Origin of the sequence: Neobacillus terrae (assembly GCF_011393025.1) — a bacterium.
Lineage (GTDB): Bacteria > Bacillota > Bacilli > Bacillales > Cytobacillaceae > Neobacillus_A > Neobacillus_A terrae.
Genome location: NZ_JAAOEO010000001.1, coordinates 447,118 through 462,030, shown reverse-complemented (window position 1 = coordinate 462,030; position 14,913 = coordinate 447,118). Strand labels below are relative to the sequence as shown.

Here is a 14,913-nt window from a genome sequence, read left to right as displayed (position 1 = left end):
TCAAGAATAGAGCGTATACGGAGTTTGGAAACCCCAAACTCCGTTTCGATTGATAAATTTTCTTATACCACTAAATGAAGCGGTGGATTATTGTTAAGGACTAATAGCAGGTTTACTGCGGCTAAATCAGCCATTTTCATTCTAGTATTTACACTTGCACTTCCAATATGGGGAAGGGTGACTACGTTAGGTAGTGTCAATAACGGATGATCAAGAGGAACAGGTTCCTGTACGAATACATCCATACCCGCTGCCCAAATTTCCCCATTTTTCAATGCCTGAAACAAGTCCTCTTCATTTACAATGCCACCCCGTGCAGTATTAATTAAAATAGAAGTTTTCTTCATTAACGATAATTCTCTATACGTTATTAGGTTTTTTGTTTCCGGAGTGTAAGGTGTCATAATACAAACAAAATCAGATTCGCTTAATAAAGTATCGAAATCAACATACTTCATGTTCATTTCTTTTTCTAATAAAGGCTTTCGGCTGCGATTATAGTAAAGGATGTTCATATCAAAGCCTTTGGACCTTTTAGCTAAAGAAGCCCCAATTCTTCCCATTCCAATTATCCCAAGTGTGGCTCCATAAATATCTTGCCCTGTTAATTGCATGGGTGACCATGTTTTCCAGTTACCATTCCTCAGATAATTAGATGATTCTATTATTCTCCGGGCTGAAGCCATCATTAAAGCAAATGTCAAATCTGCTGTTGTTTCGGTTAAAACACCAGGTGTATTTGTTACTAAGATCCCTTTTTCCTTAGCTGCTTCAATATCAATATTATTGTAGCCGACAGCCATATTACTGATTACTTTAAGCTTCTGAGCTTTTGCTATTAATTCTTTATCAACTGATTCTGTTAATAAACAAAAAAGTCCGTCTGCATCAACAATCTCTCTTTCCAATACTTCCCGAGGAACAGGAATATCAGTTTCTGGCCAAATACTTACCTCACATTCTTTTTCTATTCTCGCGATAATTGAATCAGGTATTCTTCTGGTTATGTAGACTTTTGGCTTCATTATTTTTTGCACTCTCCTTTTTTTATTTGATACCTCATATAAAAGGTAACAGGAACAAGCATTAAAATAAATTAATAATTGTGCCTGTTCACTATGGCTGTGGATAAACACATAATAAAATGCAAAGAAAAATGGAGCTAGTCCTGACGACTATACCCCATGTCAAAAAATATAAATTACACAGCCTTTTCTTCTAACAAACCTACTAGCTCAAGTCCACGGAGAATACCATCTTCATCAACTGGTTTTGTTACATATTTTGCAGCTTTTTTGACTAGTTCTACTGCATCGCCCATTGCCACGCTGTTTTTTACAAAGGTAAGCATTTCAATATCATTCAGCCCGTCACCAAATGCATAAACGTTCTCCATTGGTATGTTTAAATGCTGGATTAAAGACTTAATCCCAATTGCTTTCGATCCACCCTTAGGCAAAACATCCATCGAAAATTCATGCCATCTTACAAATTCAAATCGCGAAAATTTTTCCCGGTATGCTTCCTCTTCTTCAGCTGTACAGAACAAAAGCGATTGATAGATTTCATTCTCGCGGTAAAACTTAGGATCAAAAATAGGCTGGTGGCTAATTTTTAAAGAGCCTATTCCGTCTTTAATAAATGGATGATTCTCAATGTTGGAATACATATTGTCATAGTGCTCATATATTAATGGATTGTCATTTGACATAGCATAATCAGTTAAGCTAAAAAGGTCATCTTTATCAAGGGGGTTGGTGTATACTGGTGTTCCGTTGTATACAACATACTGTCCATTAAAGCTTACATACGTATGTATCCCCAATTCATTTCGTAAATCTTCAAACATAAAAGGGGCTCTGCCGGTAGCAATAGCAAGCTCGTGACCCAAATCTTTTAATCTATTAATCGCCTTTTTTGTGGAGGAAGGCAAAGCCTTATCGTGATTCAGCAAGGTTCCGTCTATATCGAAAAAAATCATTCCTTTATTCATTAGTATTCATCCTTTCCATAGGGAATTATAAAAACATCCTCACACTATTAATAAGTGAGGGAGATAGTAAAGCCTAGTATTATAATTTTGCTTCGTTGGATTCAATAACTTCTTAGTACCAGTAGAAGCTTCCATTTATTTAAAAATGATATTAAAAAGGATAAGCGTCCGCCTATCCCCTATTCTATCCAATATACTTCGTCATTTAATTATTTTCTAGGGTTAACAGTAGTGACTTCAAACTTATCATATCTATGGCGTGAAAATGAATATTCGAAAGGAACGCCATTATTTAGAAAACCAACGTGTTCAATCTCCAGAATCGGATCATCATTCTCACATTCGAGGTGCTTTTGGTCGAGACCATCTGATTTAGATGCCCGTATTTTGCGCTGAGAACCTGCAATTGTAAGTCCAAGATTATCAGTAATGTGCTCATAAATAGAACCATTTAAAATTTCGTCATTTATGCCGGGAATAAGTTTTGTTGGCATATAGGTTTTTTCTATTACATAAGGTTCTCTGTCCACAAGCCTGACACGGACCAAATAGTATACGGGCGAATTAGTATCAATCGCCAGATGTTCCGCCACTTCCAATGATGGAAATTGAACCTCAAAATTAATGACCTTACTAGTTATGTTTTTATTTTTTAGCAAATTGGTTAAGCCCATTGCCTCATTACTTGCAACTTTAACCCTGCTATTTTGTATGGCAGACCGAACAATAAAAGTACCATGACCTCTTTTTCTATATAGAAGCCCCTCCATTACCAGGATATCTAGCGCTCTTTTCATTGTCATTCTGCTGCACCCAAATTCATTGGCAAGAGAGATTTCATCCGGTATCGGCTGATCAATAGAGTATTTCTTTTCCTTAATTCTGTTTCTCATTTCAGCCGAAATGGCTTCGTACTTATTCATGAAAGAACCACCCTAAATAAAAATATAGATAGTATATATATTATAATAGACCATATTATCAAAAATGGTTAAGTTTTTCTCCTTACATAAGAGATAACCATATGGCTTGAAAACCAGTAAAATTAATAATCTTTGGGGGTTATGATAAAATAAAACAAATCAAATTAATCTAAAGGAGAAAAAATTTATGACTTTCGAGACAAAATTCCAAGGATATATTGGTACCTACACTAAGGGTGACAGTAAAGGAGTTTATTCTTTTACACTGGATACTGATACAAAAACATTAATAGACGTAAAGGTAGCTGCGGAATTAGAAAATCCTACATATGTTAATATCAGCAGTGATAATCGCTTTCTTTATTCGGTCGAAAAAGAAGGAGACCATGGAGGAGTAGCTTCTTACAGTATTAATAATGCTGGAGACCTAACAAGTATTAATTCCCAGCTTTTAGAAGGAGCTTCACCTTGTCATGTGAGCCTTGATAGTAAAGCAAAATATCTTTTCAGTGCGAATTATCATAAAGGTGAAGTGGTTTCTTATTTATTAGATCCTGAAAGCGGTTCTATATCTCCAGCTGTATCGATCAATAAACACGAGGGTTCAGGTCCGGATCCAAGACAGGAAAAACCTCATACTCACTTTGCGGGTGTCACTCCTGATGAGAAATACGTTGCCGTAGTAGAGTTAGGATCTGATTTCGTTATAACCTATGAACTTAATCAGGAGGGAAAATTAACTGAAGTTAGCAGGCTTCACGTTAAGGGAGGCAGTGGTCCACGCCATATTACTTTCCATCCAAATGGTAAAATTGCATATGTAATGACTGAATTTAGTTCAGAAGTAATTGTTTTAGACTATGACACTGAAAACGGACAATTCACTGATAAACAGTATATTTCAACCCTCCCAACTGATTTTACTGAAAACAATCAGGGAAGTGCCATTCATATCTCATCTGACGGCCTCTTTGTTTATGCTGGTAATAGAGGTCATAATAGTATTGCTGTTTTCCGGGTTACAGGAGAAACAGGTGAACTTGAATTTGTAGAACTTGTTTCTACCGAAGGAGACTGGCCTAGAGACTTTTCACTTGACCCTAGTGAAAAATTTATCGTTGGCTCCAATCAAGAGTCCCATAACCTTGTACTATATGCCCGTGATCAGGAAACCGGCAAACTTACATTACTTCAATCTGATGTGACTGTTCCATACCCTGTATGCGTTAAGTTTTTAAACTACTAATCAATATCTAAACATTTAGAAAAACTTGGAATTCGACAAGTCCCTTTGGCGGATGCCCTAGTTTTTCTTATCACGCTCAAAACGGCACATCGTGTGCCTTTCGCCTGACTAGGACATCCTGTCCGTCGTGCGTTAAGAATTTATGGATATAAATTCTGATTAGCTAAAAAAGACAGGAATGGCATTTCATTGCCGTCCTGTCTTTTCATATTTTGCGGGCGTAATACAATCAGCTGACAATCACAATTCAATAATGAGAGCCTGTCGATTGAACACTTTGGTAAGGCTGTGGGTTTATTTGTCCATGAGCGTCCATTATATTTTTATTAATTGTAAAAACTTAAGTTCATCTGATAAATATTCATACAAAAATTTCAATAGCCAAAAAAAGAGAGAGTAAATATACTCTCTCTTAGATGAGATTACTCTTCATCAAATACTCTTACTTCTTTCATTTTGTCACCGTTTCTCATGTTCTTAGCAGTCTCAAGGCCTGATGTTACTTGCCCAAAAACTGTATGAACTCCATTTAAATGTGGCTGTGCCTCATGGACAATAAAAAACTGGGAAGAACCAGTATCTCTTCCTGCGTGAGCCATTGATAGAGATCCTGCAAGGTGTTTATGCGAATTACCTTCTGTTTCACATTTGATTGTTTTGCCGCTTCCACCCATTCCTGTTCCAGTTGGATCGCCGCCCTGTGATACGAAGCCTGGTATTACTCGGTGAAAGACAACACCATCATAAAAACCTGAATTAGCCAGATTTTCAAAATTAGCTACTGTATTTGGAGCTTCATTTGGAAAAAATTCAACCTCAATCTTTTCGCCGTTTTCCATCAATATGTATCCTTTTTTAGCCATAAGTTTCATCTCCTTAAAATAACAAATTCAACTAATCATACCACTTTTTTCTCACAGAAGAAAGCATCGTGCATTTGAACTGCTCTTCGTGGTATAATAAGAAAGCCTCTTCCGAACATTCGCTTGTTGCGGGACACTTAACCAGTTCGGACGGAAGAGGCTGGTGCCGGCTTAGCTGGCATCATACATACCGAACGGCCGGATGATTCATTCTGGCCGTTTTTTTGACTTTGCCTCTAATTATTTCGCATCTCTTTTCCAACTTGTTATAATGGTAAACAAATCTTTGTAATGTATGTCTGGAGGAGAATTATGAAAAAATGGGCGTTTGTATCTGACTTTGATGGTACTATTTCATATAAGGATTTTTACTGGATGGTAATTGAAAAATATTTTCCAGAGGGACATAACTTATATAAGCAGTGGAAATCAGGGGAAATCCTTGATATTGACTTTCTGCAGACTGTTTTTAAGTCTATTAATCAAAAGGAAGAACAAATTATCAATGATATTCATACCATTCCAATTGATGAATACGTTCCTTACCTTATTAAAAAGGTTCAGGAAAATGGCGGGGACTTTTACATCTTAAGTGCCGGAACTGATTACTATATATATCAAACCTTAAAAAAGTATGGTATTGAAAATGTAAAAGTTTATTCTAATTCCGGATCTTTTCATGAAAATAATGTCCACCTGGCACTGGAGGTAAACAGCCCGTATTATTCTCAGCGTTACGGCATTGATAAATCCAAAGTAATCCAGGAGTTAAAAGAAAAGTACGAGCAGGTATTTTTTATTGGGGACAGTGAACCGGATTCCCATCCTGCAGAATTTGCAGATGTAACCTTTGCTAAAAGTGAACTGAAGGATTTACTGGCTGAAAAAGGCATACCTTTCATTGCTGTGAATTCGTTCAAGGAAGTTGAAACCTATCTTGTCGATAAAGGGCTGATATCCTAATGGCAAACTCAATGATCAACATTCCTATACCCTCTATCCTTATGATTCGCCAGGATGCGTTATCCGAAATGGAGGAAGCCTTAAGAAAACACGGATTTCAAAAAAGCTCTTTTCATTTTTGATGATTTTACCTTTGATTCATTTAAAAACAGAGTTGCTCTATCACTAAAGGCTATTAAAGCCGCCTTTTTTACACTTCCATCTAATTTGGATGTTCAAAATTTAATTAAACTAGCTTTCTCTTTAGATCATTATGATGTCGTTCTGGCTGTAGGTGGCGGCTTAACCATTGACTGCGGAAAATATATTGCTCATACAAGGGATTGGCCTTTTATTAGCATTCCGACTTCATCATCTAATGACGGTTTTGCCAGCAGAAATTGTTCTCTTATGGTTGAAGGTAAAAAAACAACAATACCCGCAAGTGTCCCTCTTGGAATTATTGCAGATTTAGACATATTAATGAGTGCACCAGAAAGATTCATTTTGGCAGGTATTGGTGATTTAGTTTTAAATATTACCGCTTTGTATGATTGGGAATTCGAAGACCAAATGGGCAAAAGTACTGTTAATGCCTTCGCTTATATGCTTAGTAAAAAAGCCGTAAACAGTTTTCTTAGAACCCCGATGGACCATTTAAAAAGTCAGATTTTAATAAAAGAACTGGTAAGCTCCCTTACGTTAGGCGGAATTTCAACAGTGATAAGCGGGAACAGTGCACCCATTAGTGGTTCGGAGCATTTAATTTCTCACGCTTTAGACAAACTTTCGGATCCACCTCATATGCATGGAATTCAAGTAGGTTTAGCTACCTATTTAATGGCAAAGGTACAGAATCATCGTGCAGAAAGAATTTTTAAAATTTTCACCAGAACCGGTTTCTTTGATTATGTTAAAACTCTTCATTTTAAAAGAGAAGAATTAATAGAGGCTGTCAATCTGTCTCCCTCCATTAAACCTGGAAGACATACTTATTTACACGAAGAAGCTAATAGAGATAAGGCAAAGGAAATTCTTTCAGAAGATATCCTTCTTCAAAATTTACTATGTTAATAATGTAAGCAGCTGTTTATAAATATCCACTACCTCTTCAACCTTCATTCGTACCAGGCCGCTTGATGACGGTGCTACAAAATCCATGGTTCCAGAAACTGCCGAATTTTTCTGCACCCCCAAGGTACATTTTTATATCCGGTAAACTCCTGATACACGCCCTTACCCACATAACAAACAACTTTCGGCCTATATCTCTCGATTTTTGCCCGAAGTTCTTTTGCTCCCTCTTTATATTCCTCTTTCGTAATTTCATCTGCTGCCTTTGTGGGACGAGATACTATATTCGTTAATCCGTATCCTAAATCCAGCAGTTTATAATCTTCTTCATTCTTATACTTTATTGGTGTTAAACCAGATAAATGAAGAATTTTCCAAAAACGGTTATTAGGATTTGCATAATGGTGTCCCGATTCACCAGAACGTAAGCTTGGATTAAAACCAACAAAGAGAATTTTTAAATTATCTTTTAAATGGTCTTGTATAAAATCCATCTTCCTCACCTCTATCTTATCTATACTTATGTCTTCCGCTGAATCGTCGCCTGTAAACATATCTTCGAATATCTTTTTCTTTTATGTTTCCATCAAATGAAGAAAATAACAGGCTTTGAAATTCTCGATAATGTGACATTACATATAAAGCAAACTCTTTTCTTGTTTTCTTTTCGGCGTGTTTATATTCTTCTTTTTTGGTTATATCCCTAACTTGTTCCTTAATATATTCCTTTGTATCTTCCCATTTTTCCTTTCTGGAAGTGAGAATGTCTTTTGCATAATGAGGAAGTTTTTCAATAACCAAATCAATATATCCCTCCACCCACATCAGCATTCTGTCTTTCTCTGGCAGCTCGTAGATAATATGGAGAAGCTCTATTGGATCTGATTTGTCAGATGCTGCATACCGGCCGGCACGGTTCATAATATCACCCTTTTTTGAGATAGTTTACCTCCAATTATAAAAAATAAAAAATCCGGGAGATCAAAACTCCCGGAAATTATTACTTTTACTTTATAAGACCTTTCTTTTTCAAGAAATCTCGTGCAACCTGTTTCGGATCTGCTTTATCAAGATCAACACGTGCATTCATTTCGGCCATATCTTTATTTGTAATTTTGCCTTCAAGTTCGTATAGCACTTTTTGAAGCTTAGGGTATTTTTTAAGTGTATCCTTTCTCACAATTGGTGCTGCATAGTATGGCGGGAAGTACTTTTTATCATCCTTTAAAACACCCAGATGGAAACGCGGAATCCGTCCATCAGTAGTAAAAGCTGGTATGACCTGAACATCCCCTTCCTTCACAGCCGTATACATGAGGTTTGCATCCAGGCTTTCCTTGCTTTTAAAATTTAGCCCATATGTTTTTGAAAGGGCTGAATAGCCATCTTCTCGTTCATAAAAATCTGTTGGTGCCCCCAAAACAAGGTCTGGAGAGTGAGAAACCAGTTCCGAAACTGTTTTAATGTTTAGCTTTTTATACGTTTCAGGATTTAGGGCCATAGCATACGTATTCTCAAAGCCAAAAGGCTTTAGCCATTCAAGCTGGTATTTTTTATCATACTCGCTTTTAACTTTGTTATAAATTTGGTCTGCGTCCATTCCTGGCTTATACTTATCCTTCAGAACCGTCAAAAGCCCTGTTCCTGAATATTCAACATAAACATCGATGTCGCCTTTTTGAATGGCTTTTGTTAAAATCGGAGTTTCTCCAAGACCTTCATCCACTCTTACCTTGTAATTAGTTTTATCTTTAATATACTCTTCTAAAATATGAGGCAGGATGTATTGTTCCGTCCATTTTTTACCTGCAATTACTATCGCATCATCCTGTGCTTCACCTTTAAAGGAAAAGAATAACAAAAGTGCAGCTACTGGAAGTGCAATATAGCCAATTTTCTTTAAGGAAACCCTTTTTCTGCTTTTTGGATCAGTTGCAATTTCAATTCTTTTTAAAATCCAGTCACATAAAAGAGCAAGGAGCGCTGCTGGAATAGCTCCTGCAAGAACTAGTTCATTTCTTGTAGTGGACAATCCGCGGTAAATCAAATCCCCTAGTCCTCCCGCCCCAATAAAGGCAGCCAAGGTTGCCACTCCAATAGTCAAAACAGTTGCTGTACGCAATCCGCCCATAATAATAGGCAAAGCCAATGGGAGTTCAATCATCCGGAGGATTTGGTTTTTAGTCATTCCCATTCCCCGCCCTGCTTCAATAGCTGAAGCATCAACACCAGTAATTCCGATGTAAGTATTTCGTAAGATTGGAAGAAGAGCATAAATGGTCAAAGCAATAATCGCAGTTGTGTTACCTATACCAAACAAGGGCAAAAGGAAACCGAATAGGGCAAGACTTGGAACTGTCTGAAATATGGAGGTGACTCCGATAATCGGTTCTGCCAGCCTTCGTTTTCTTGAAATATATATTCCCAATGGGACGGCAATTGCTGTTGCAATAAGAATAGAAACAAGCGATAAAAACAAGTGCTCTTTTAAGCCCATTACTATATCAGGCAAGCGTTCACGAAAGGTTTCACCTAATGTTGTAAAGAAGTTATTCATTGATCTGGCCCCCTTTCTGTGTAGGTTCTGTATTAATGCCAGCCAGACCTCGCATCATTGTTGCACGCGTAATAAGTCCCGAAAGCTTTCCATTTTCAAGGACAGGGATAAATGTGGAACCTTCCATAGCAAAAATCTCCGCCACTTCTGTATAAGGGGTACTTCGTTCGACTGTACTATAATGAGTGTTAATAATATCTCTAAGGGTTTTATCTTCTTCTCCAAAATATCTTTGGACCGTTTCAATAGGAGCAATTCCAAGGAGTCGGTGTTCGTTATCTGTTACGAGAAGGCTATCAACCCGTGAACTTCTCATAATTTTCAAAGCTTCTGCAAGACCTCGGCCAGGACGTGCTGTTACAAGCTTGCTTATCATAAGATCCTCTGCTGTTGGTATATTTGAAACGCCATTTTCCAGCCTTTTTTCACCAATAAAGCCTCTGACAAAATCGTCAGCCGGATGCCGCAGAATTCGTTCAGGTGTGTCGAACTGAACAATTCTTCCTTCATTCATAATGGCAATTTTATCTGCTATTTTGATAGCCTCGTCCATATCATGAGTAACAAACACAATTGTCTTTTTAATTTTTTCCTGCAATTTAACCATTTCATCCTGAAGCTGTTCCCGGCTTATTGGGTCGAGTGCACTAAAGGGCTCGTCCATCAGGATAATTGGCGGCTCTGCGGCAAGTGCCCTAATAACACCTACTCTCTGCTGCTGGCCGCCACTCAACTCTGCAGGATAGCGATCCCGAAACGTTTTTGGATCTAATCCAACCAAATCCAGCAGCTCATCTACTTTTTTATCATATCGATCCTTTTCCCAGCCCTTGAGTCTAGGAACAAGGGAAATATTATCACCGATTGTCATATGAGGCAGCAACCCGATTTGCTGAATCACATAACCGATATTCCTGCGCAGCTTTACAGGGTGCTGTTTAGAAATATCTTCACCATTTATTAAAATTTTTCCATTGGTTGGTTCGATAAGGCGGTTAATCATTTTCATTGTCGTCGTTTTACCGCAGCCGCTTGGCCCTATTAGAGCAATGAACTCTCCTTTATTAATATGAAAATTTATATCCTTTAAGACTTCGAGTCCATTAGGATACTTTTTGGTAACTTGCTCAAAGGTAATCATCTTTTCCCCTCATTTCTCTTTTTCTTTATCTTGGGATAAAGCTAATTTCATATACCCTTATTTAGCAAGTTAGCAAACATTTTTCAAAAATAACTTTAACCTTAAAATACGCAAGCGCCCGTAAGGCCATTTGAAGAAAGGCTAAGTTCGCCACGTCCTGTGGCAACGCCTTTCTGACCCGCGTCCTGCGGGCCTCCACTTCGACTGAGAAAAAGGAAAAAGTAATGCGGAAGTGTCTTACCCAGGGACGACAAGCAAAAGACGAGCCGGCGAGAAGGTTGTTCTTTAACCTTCAGACGGATTTGCTTATGACCTCGAGCCCCTAACACTAAAGATGGACAGCATTAAGAGCTTAGCGATTCAATGTTCAGGGAGGAGAGGGACAGGCACTGGCCGGGCGAAGAAGCAAGATTAGATATATCTACGATTAAGTGTTATTTACCGTTAATCCCCAAAAAAAAGAAACCGGTTTATGAACCGGCTTCTTTGTATTTTTTTGCTTTTTTCTTCATTCGGGTGGTCATATACCCGCCTTGGAAAGAACGAATTTCAAAAGACACCAAAAAGGCTTTAGGAGCAATTTCATTTATAATTTTTAAAAATTCCTTTTCTCTTGACCTTTTCGCGACAACTTCCAGGCGGACACGATTGGAATTTATGCCTTCACCTACAAATACAGTTACACCAAAACCTGCTTCCCGCAGGGTTTCAACCAATTTATCACTTCGCTCAAGAAGGCTTACATTGTATGTAACATAACCAAAGGCTAACTTCCTTTCAATGTAGCCTCCGAGCAGAAGTCCCGCACTGAACCCCAGTACATAAGCACCTATATTCAGCCAGTTGGATAGATCCTTGAAGACAATTCCCAAGCTAATAATATAAATGATGCCTTCGATCAGTCCTGCACTGGCAGCTGATTTGGTTTGATTTTTTACTAGCAGGATGGTCCTAAGAGTTAATACCGGAACATAGATAATTTGAAGCGCAAAAATGAGAAGGGCTTCGAGCATTTTCGTATCCCCCTTTAAGATTAAACTATTCTGCAATAATAGCATAATTAGGGCACCCATTGTATTAAAATCCTTAAAATACCTTACTTGAAAAACAACAATAAAAGGAGCCCTATATCCTGGCTCCTTTTCCCTCTTAAAAAGTGTTATAAACGTTTTGGCATTCTTCTCCGGTTGGTTCATAAAAACAATGAAGCTTATACCGCCCCACAAATGGCTGGTCATACCAGGTTGGCGGACAATCCCCCTGTGGCCTGAAGTACCATAAACTATATTTAGCCGGCCAAATTCTTTGCCCGTTTATCGCTTTTCGGGCAAGCCTTCTTTCCTGCTCCCTTGGCCTTTGATAAAAATAACCATGTGTAACAGCCTCAAATGCATGCGCTTGGTATATCATTTGAGGAATGGTTCTTAACCCTTTAAAGTCAGAACAATTGGCCCTAATTCTGTTGATCCCAACATTTCCTACGGCCATCATCCCTTGGATTCCTTCGCCTTCAGCTTCCGCTCTTAATAAACGTGCCAATAAATCGATATCGGATTGTCTGGCTCTTACAACTGCCATTGCATCACCTCCAGTGTATCTCTTCATTATCTTATTTTTGAAACACTGGGAATGTTACGGAATAATTCCAATTGATTTTAAAATCCCGAAGCACAATGATTAAAAAAGAAACTCATTGTATTTCCAAATTACTCACACATTATTAAAGGCTTCTGGGTAACGAACCCGGCCGGAAATATCTTTTAATGAATCTTTCCTTAGTTCTTTAGCCATGAAAACATTGTCTGGCACATCAAAAGGCGGAGTTATTCCATAATTACTTGCTGGCAGAAATCCAAACTTCGGATAGAATCGGGAATGTCCCAACACGATAACATCATTAAAGTTTAATGCCCTGCATTTTTTCAAGCCTTCCCTTACAAGCAGGGAGCCTACACCTTGTCCTTGATAATCTGGCTTTACAGCCATTGGTGCTAAGGCTATTGTTGTGATAGTATCTTCATCAGTTTCTATAAAAACTTTGCTAAATAAAATATGCCCCACCACTTCATCCTCCTCATTTAAAGCAACCAGAGATAAACCGGGAATAAAAAATTCAGAATTTCTGATTGCATCAACAAGGTTTGCTTCTCCTTCACGCTCAAAGGCTAGATTGTTTACCTGTCTTATAGCTGAAAGCTGTTCAGGTATTTCCGTGTCAATTTTAATCAACCATTGTTTCCCCCTGTATTATCTGCGATTCACTTTTTTCTGTTTATTCATTACTTCATAAGATTTTTCAATAATATCCGTTAACACATCACTTTTATATATCCGGCCAAGTTTCGTATTATCCTGATAATATTGGACAATTTCATCCAGCTTATTAGAGGTTTCCTTTTTAATTCTTACGTTTAGTTGAATTCTATTTTCCTCTTGCATGTTCGTTTCCTCCTGGTCATGTTGATAGGAATTTGCTAGCTATTTGATAACTATTCGCTATCTATTTTTAAATACCTTCTTTTCATTTTTTAAAAACAAAAAAGACTGCCTATTTAGGCAGACCTTTTATGGCCAGTAAACTAAGATTCCTTAAAATTTTTTTATTCTTATCGGACTTACCATTAATCCTGCCAGAAGCAAGGTAATATAAGGGTTACTGTATAAAAACAGTCCCATTCCTGCCATTATTAACCCTGCTAATGTTATGGGTATTCCACAAAAATAGCCTACCGTTGGTTTTACACTGAATCTTGCGAGTCTTAAGGCTCCCATGGCTGGAAAAAACATAAAGGCCACAGAGGAGATCCATGATCCATCAGAGAGAGTATGAAACAGGATGGCAGGTGCTACACCAAAACTTACAATATCTGCAAGCGAATCCAATTCTACACCTATTTCGCTATTCACTTTTAGTTTTCTCGCTATTCGCCCATCAAAAAGGTCAAAAAATGCTGAGAGAAAAATAAAAACTGCTGCCAACCGAAAAAAACCGTTCATAATTAAAGTTATAGAAAAAATTCCTGATAATAAATTCCCAATAGTAAACCAATTCGGAACAGTTTTAACTACTTGTAATGGCAATTTCCTTCCACCTTTTCTTAAAGTCTTTCTAGTCATTCTATTTTCTGCTTTACGCACAGCAGTATGCTGAATTGAGCTATTTTATTTTTTGGCATTCCTTGTTAATTTTGTCTGGGTGTTTTTTAAAATTAGGTACCCTCTCCCAAATGTTTTGGAATCTTCCCCTGCAATGTCCGTCTGCCTTTACGCGCTTTTTTTGATGAGGTTCGTCCCTTCCTATCCAACCGGCTTTTGGCTACATCAACAATGAGCTTTAATTTTGTCTTTTTGGAAAGAGAAAGAGGGTACATATTGTCCCCCCCCCTCTATTCCTCTTCAGTGTCCTGAAGATGTTTATATCCAAGCCTATTTAAGAGCTCTGCAATACGCTCATATCCCATGTCGTTAGGATGGATGCCATCAATTGATAAGAATTCACTTTCGTAGCCCTTAAAGGCTTTTTGGATGTCTGCAATTCGGACATGTTCTAAAATAGCAAGTGTCTTTAAGTGTTTATTAAATTCTCCTACCCACTTAGCTGCTAGTTCTTCTTTTGGAAAGGGATTATATAGATTAACCATGCGAATGATATATGGACGATCAGCTTCATTTTTCCACTTATGAATGGTATCGAGTATTTTCGTCATATTGCTGATGCACAGTTTCAATGCCTTTTTAAAATCATCTTCATTTTTGTCTGTAAGATATTGCCTTGCCGCAAAAATAAGATCATTTCCACCAGCGGTAATTGTGATGATATCCGCCTCTTTAATTGATTCCTTAATGTAATTCTTCTTCATTTCTTTTAACAAATCTGCAGTTTTATATCCTGGATAAGCGAATACCCTTAAAAATACGGGTTCCTCCAAATCATATTCAGCCATGCTTCTAAATCTTTGTACGAACCCCGGTGAAAATAAAGATCTTCCAACCCCGGCTGATAAAGAATCACCGAGAGCTACATATAAATAACTCATTATTGCCTACCTCCCCCAATACCTCTAAAATAAAATATTCAAAAATAGGCGATTGTGCTATTAATCGGTGACTTAATATTTCAAAGAGCTGGCGGAAAAAAGCTAAGGGTTTCGAACGAATCGGATGTCTAAAGCTG

15 protein-coding genes and 2 pseudogenes are annotated in these 14,913 nt (G+C 37.7%); 3 read left to right on the top strand and 14 right to left on the bottom strand.

Translation table 11 applies throughout. From position 1 onward, the window contains the following. Nucleotides 1–62: 62 nt before the first annotated feature. The 3 genes from G8761_RS02370 to G8761_RS02360 form a co-directional block, all read right to left on the bottom strand. Nucleotides 63–1,025 carry a 2-hydroxyacid dehydrogenase gene (locus G8761_RS02370; protein WP_166023229.1) on the bottom strand — a complete coding sequence of 321 codons (963 nt, stop codon included), beginning with the start codon at nt 1,023–1,025 and terminating at the stop codon, nt 63–65. Nucleotides 1,026–1,201: 176 nt separating this feature from the next. Next, complete coding sequence (locus G8761_RS02365; protein ID WP_166023226.1) at nt 1,202–1,993, bottom strand: Cof-type HAD-IIB family hydrolase; 792 nt, start codon at nt 1,991–1,993, stop codon at nt 1,202–1,204. Nucleotides 1,994–2,202: 209 nt separating this feature from the next. Next, nucleotides 2,203–2,916: a GntR family transcriptional regulator gene (locus G8761_RS02360; RefSeq protein ID WP_166023224.1), complete on the bottom strand. Its 714-nt coding sequence runs from the start codon at nt 2,914–2,916 to the stop codon at nt 2,203–2,205. Between the two features lie 187 nt (nt 2,917–3,103). Between G8761_RS02360 and G8761_RS02355 the strand changes: the two genes are divergently transcribed. After that, nucleotides 3,104–4,162, top strand: a complete 1,059-nt coding sequence (locus tag G8761_RS02355) for a lactonase family protein (protein WP_166023222.1) — start codon at nt 3,104–3,106, stop codon at nt 4,160–4,162. Between the two features lie 422 nt (nt 4,163–4,584). Here the strand turns inward: G8761_RS02355 and G8761_RS02350 are convergent, their stop codons facing one another. Next, nucleotides 4,585–5,025: a peptidylprolyl isomerase gene (locus G8761_RS02350; protein WP_166023220.1), complete on the bottom strand. Its 441-nt coding sequence runs from the start codon at nt 5,023–5,025 to the stop codon at nt 4,585–4,587. 312 nt (nt 5,026–5,337) lie between these two features. Between G8761_RS02350 and G8761_RS02345 the strand changes: the two genes are divergently transcribed. Together G8761_RS02345 and G8761_RS02340 are read left to right on the top strand one after the other, a co-directional pair. Further along, nucleotides 5,338–5,988: an MtnX-like HAD-IB family phosphatase gene (locus tag G8761_RS02345; RefSeq protein ID WP_166023218.1), complete on the top strand. Its 651-nt coding sequence runs from the start codon at nt 5,338–5,340 to the stop codon at nt 5,986–5,988. Continuing rightward, nucleotides 5,988–7,041 (top strand): annotated as a pseudogene (locus G8761_RS02340) (iron-containing alcohol dehydrogenase family protein). The gene G8761_RS02345 and the pseudogene G8761_RS02340 overlap by 1 nt, the downstream one beginning before the upstream one ends. On the opposite strand, the pseudogene mug reads toward G8761_RS02340, so the two are convergent. The 10 genes and pseudogenes from mug to G8761_RS02290 form a co-directional block, all read right to left on the bottom strand. Beyond that, nucleotides 7,033–7,535, bottom strand: a pseudogene (gene mug, locus G8761_RS02335) (G/U mismatch-specific DNA glycosylase). The pseudogenes G8761_RS02340 and mug sit on opposite strands and share 9 nt — an antisense overlap. 16 nt (nt 7,536–7,551) lie before the next feature. Then, entirely contained in the window at nt 7,552–7,962 is a 411-nt protein-coding gene (locus G8761_RS02330; protein WP_166023216.1) for a hypothetical protein, read from the bottom strand. Between the two features lie 85 nt (nt 7,963–8,047). Beyond that, nucleotides 8,048–9,598, bottom strand: coding sequence for a glycine betaine ABC transporter substrate-binding protein (locus G8761_RS02325; RefSeq protein WP_166023214.1), 1,551 nt, complete (start codon nt 9,596–9,598; stop codon nt 8,048–8,050). Beyond that, nucleotides 9,591–10,739, bottom strand: coding sequence for an ABC transporter ATP-binding protein (locus tag G8761_RS02320; RefSeq protein WP_166023212.1), 1,149 nt, complete (start codon nt 10,737–10,739; stop codon nt 9,591–9,593). The genes G8761_RS02325 and G8761_RS02320 overlap by 8 nt, the downstream gene beginning before the upstream one ends. Nucleotides 10,740–11,209: 470 nt before the next feature. After that, nucleotides 11,210–11,752 carry a DUF2179 domain-containing protein gene (locus G8761_RS02315; protein WP_166023210.1) on the bottom strand — a complete coding sequence of 181 codons (543 nt, stop codon included), beginning with the start codon at nt 11,750–11,752 and terminating at the stop codon, nt 11,210–11,212. A gap of 136 nt (nt 11,753–11,888) precedes the next feature. Next, complete coding sequence (locus G8761_RS02310) at nt 11,889–12,317, bottom strand: cell wall hydrolase (protein WP_166023208.1); 429 nt, start codon at nt 12,315–12,317, stop codon at nt 11,889–11,891. A 132-nt stretch (nt 12,318–12,449) separates the two neighbouring features. Continuing rightward, complete coding sequence (locus G8761_RS02305) at nt 12,450–12,968, bottom strand: GNAT family N-acetyltransferase (RefSeq protein ID WP_207789049.1); 519 nt, start codon at nt 12,966–12,968, stop codon at nt 12,450–12,452. A gap of 18 nt (nt 12,969–12,986) precedes the next feature. Next, complete coding sequence (locus G8761_RS02300) at nt 12,987–13,178, bottom strand: hypothetical protein (protein WP_166023206.1); 192 nt, start codon at nt 13,176–13,178, stop codon at nt 12,987–12,989. A gap of 150 nt (nt 13,179–13,328) precedes the next feature. Next, nucleotides 13,329–13,820 (bottom strand): CDP-diacylglycerol--serine O-phosphatidyltransferase, encoded by a 492-nt coding sequence (pssA, locus tag G8761_RS02295; RefSeq protein WP_166023204.1) that lies wholly within the window; start codon nt 13,818–13,820, stop codon nt 13,329–13,331. 305 nt (nt 13,821–14,125) lie between these two features. Next, the gene (locus G8761_RS02290) at nt 14,126–14,776 is read right to left on the bottom strand and encodes a GDSL-type esterase/lipase family protein (RefSeq protein ID WP_166023202.1); all 651 of its coding nucleotides are present in this window, start codon (nt 14,774–14,776) and stop codon (nt 14,126–14,128) included. Nucleotides 14,777–14,913 lie beyond the last annotated feature (137 nt).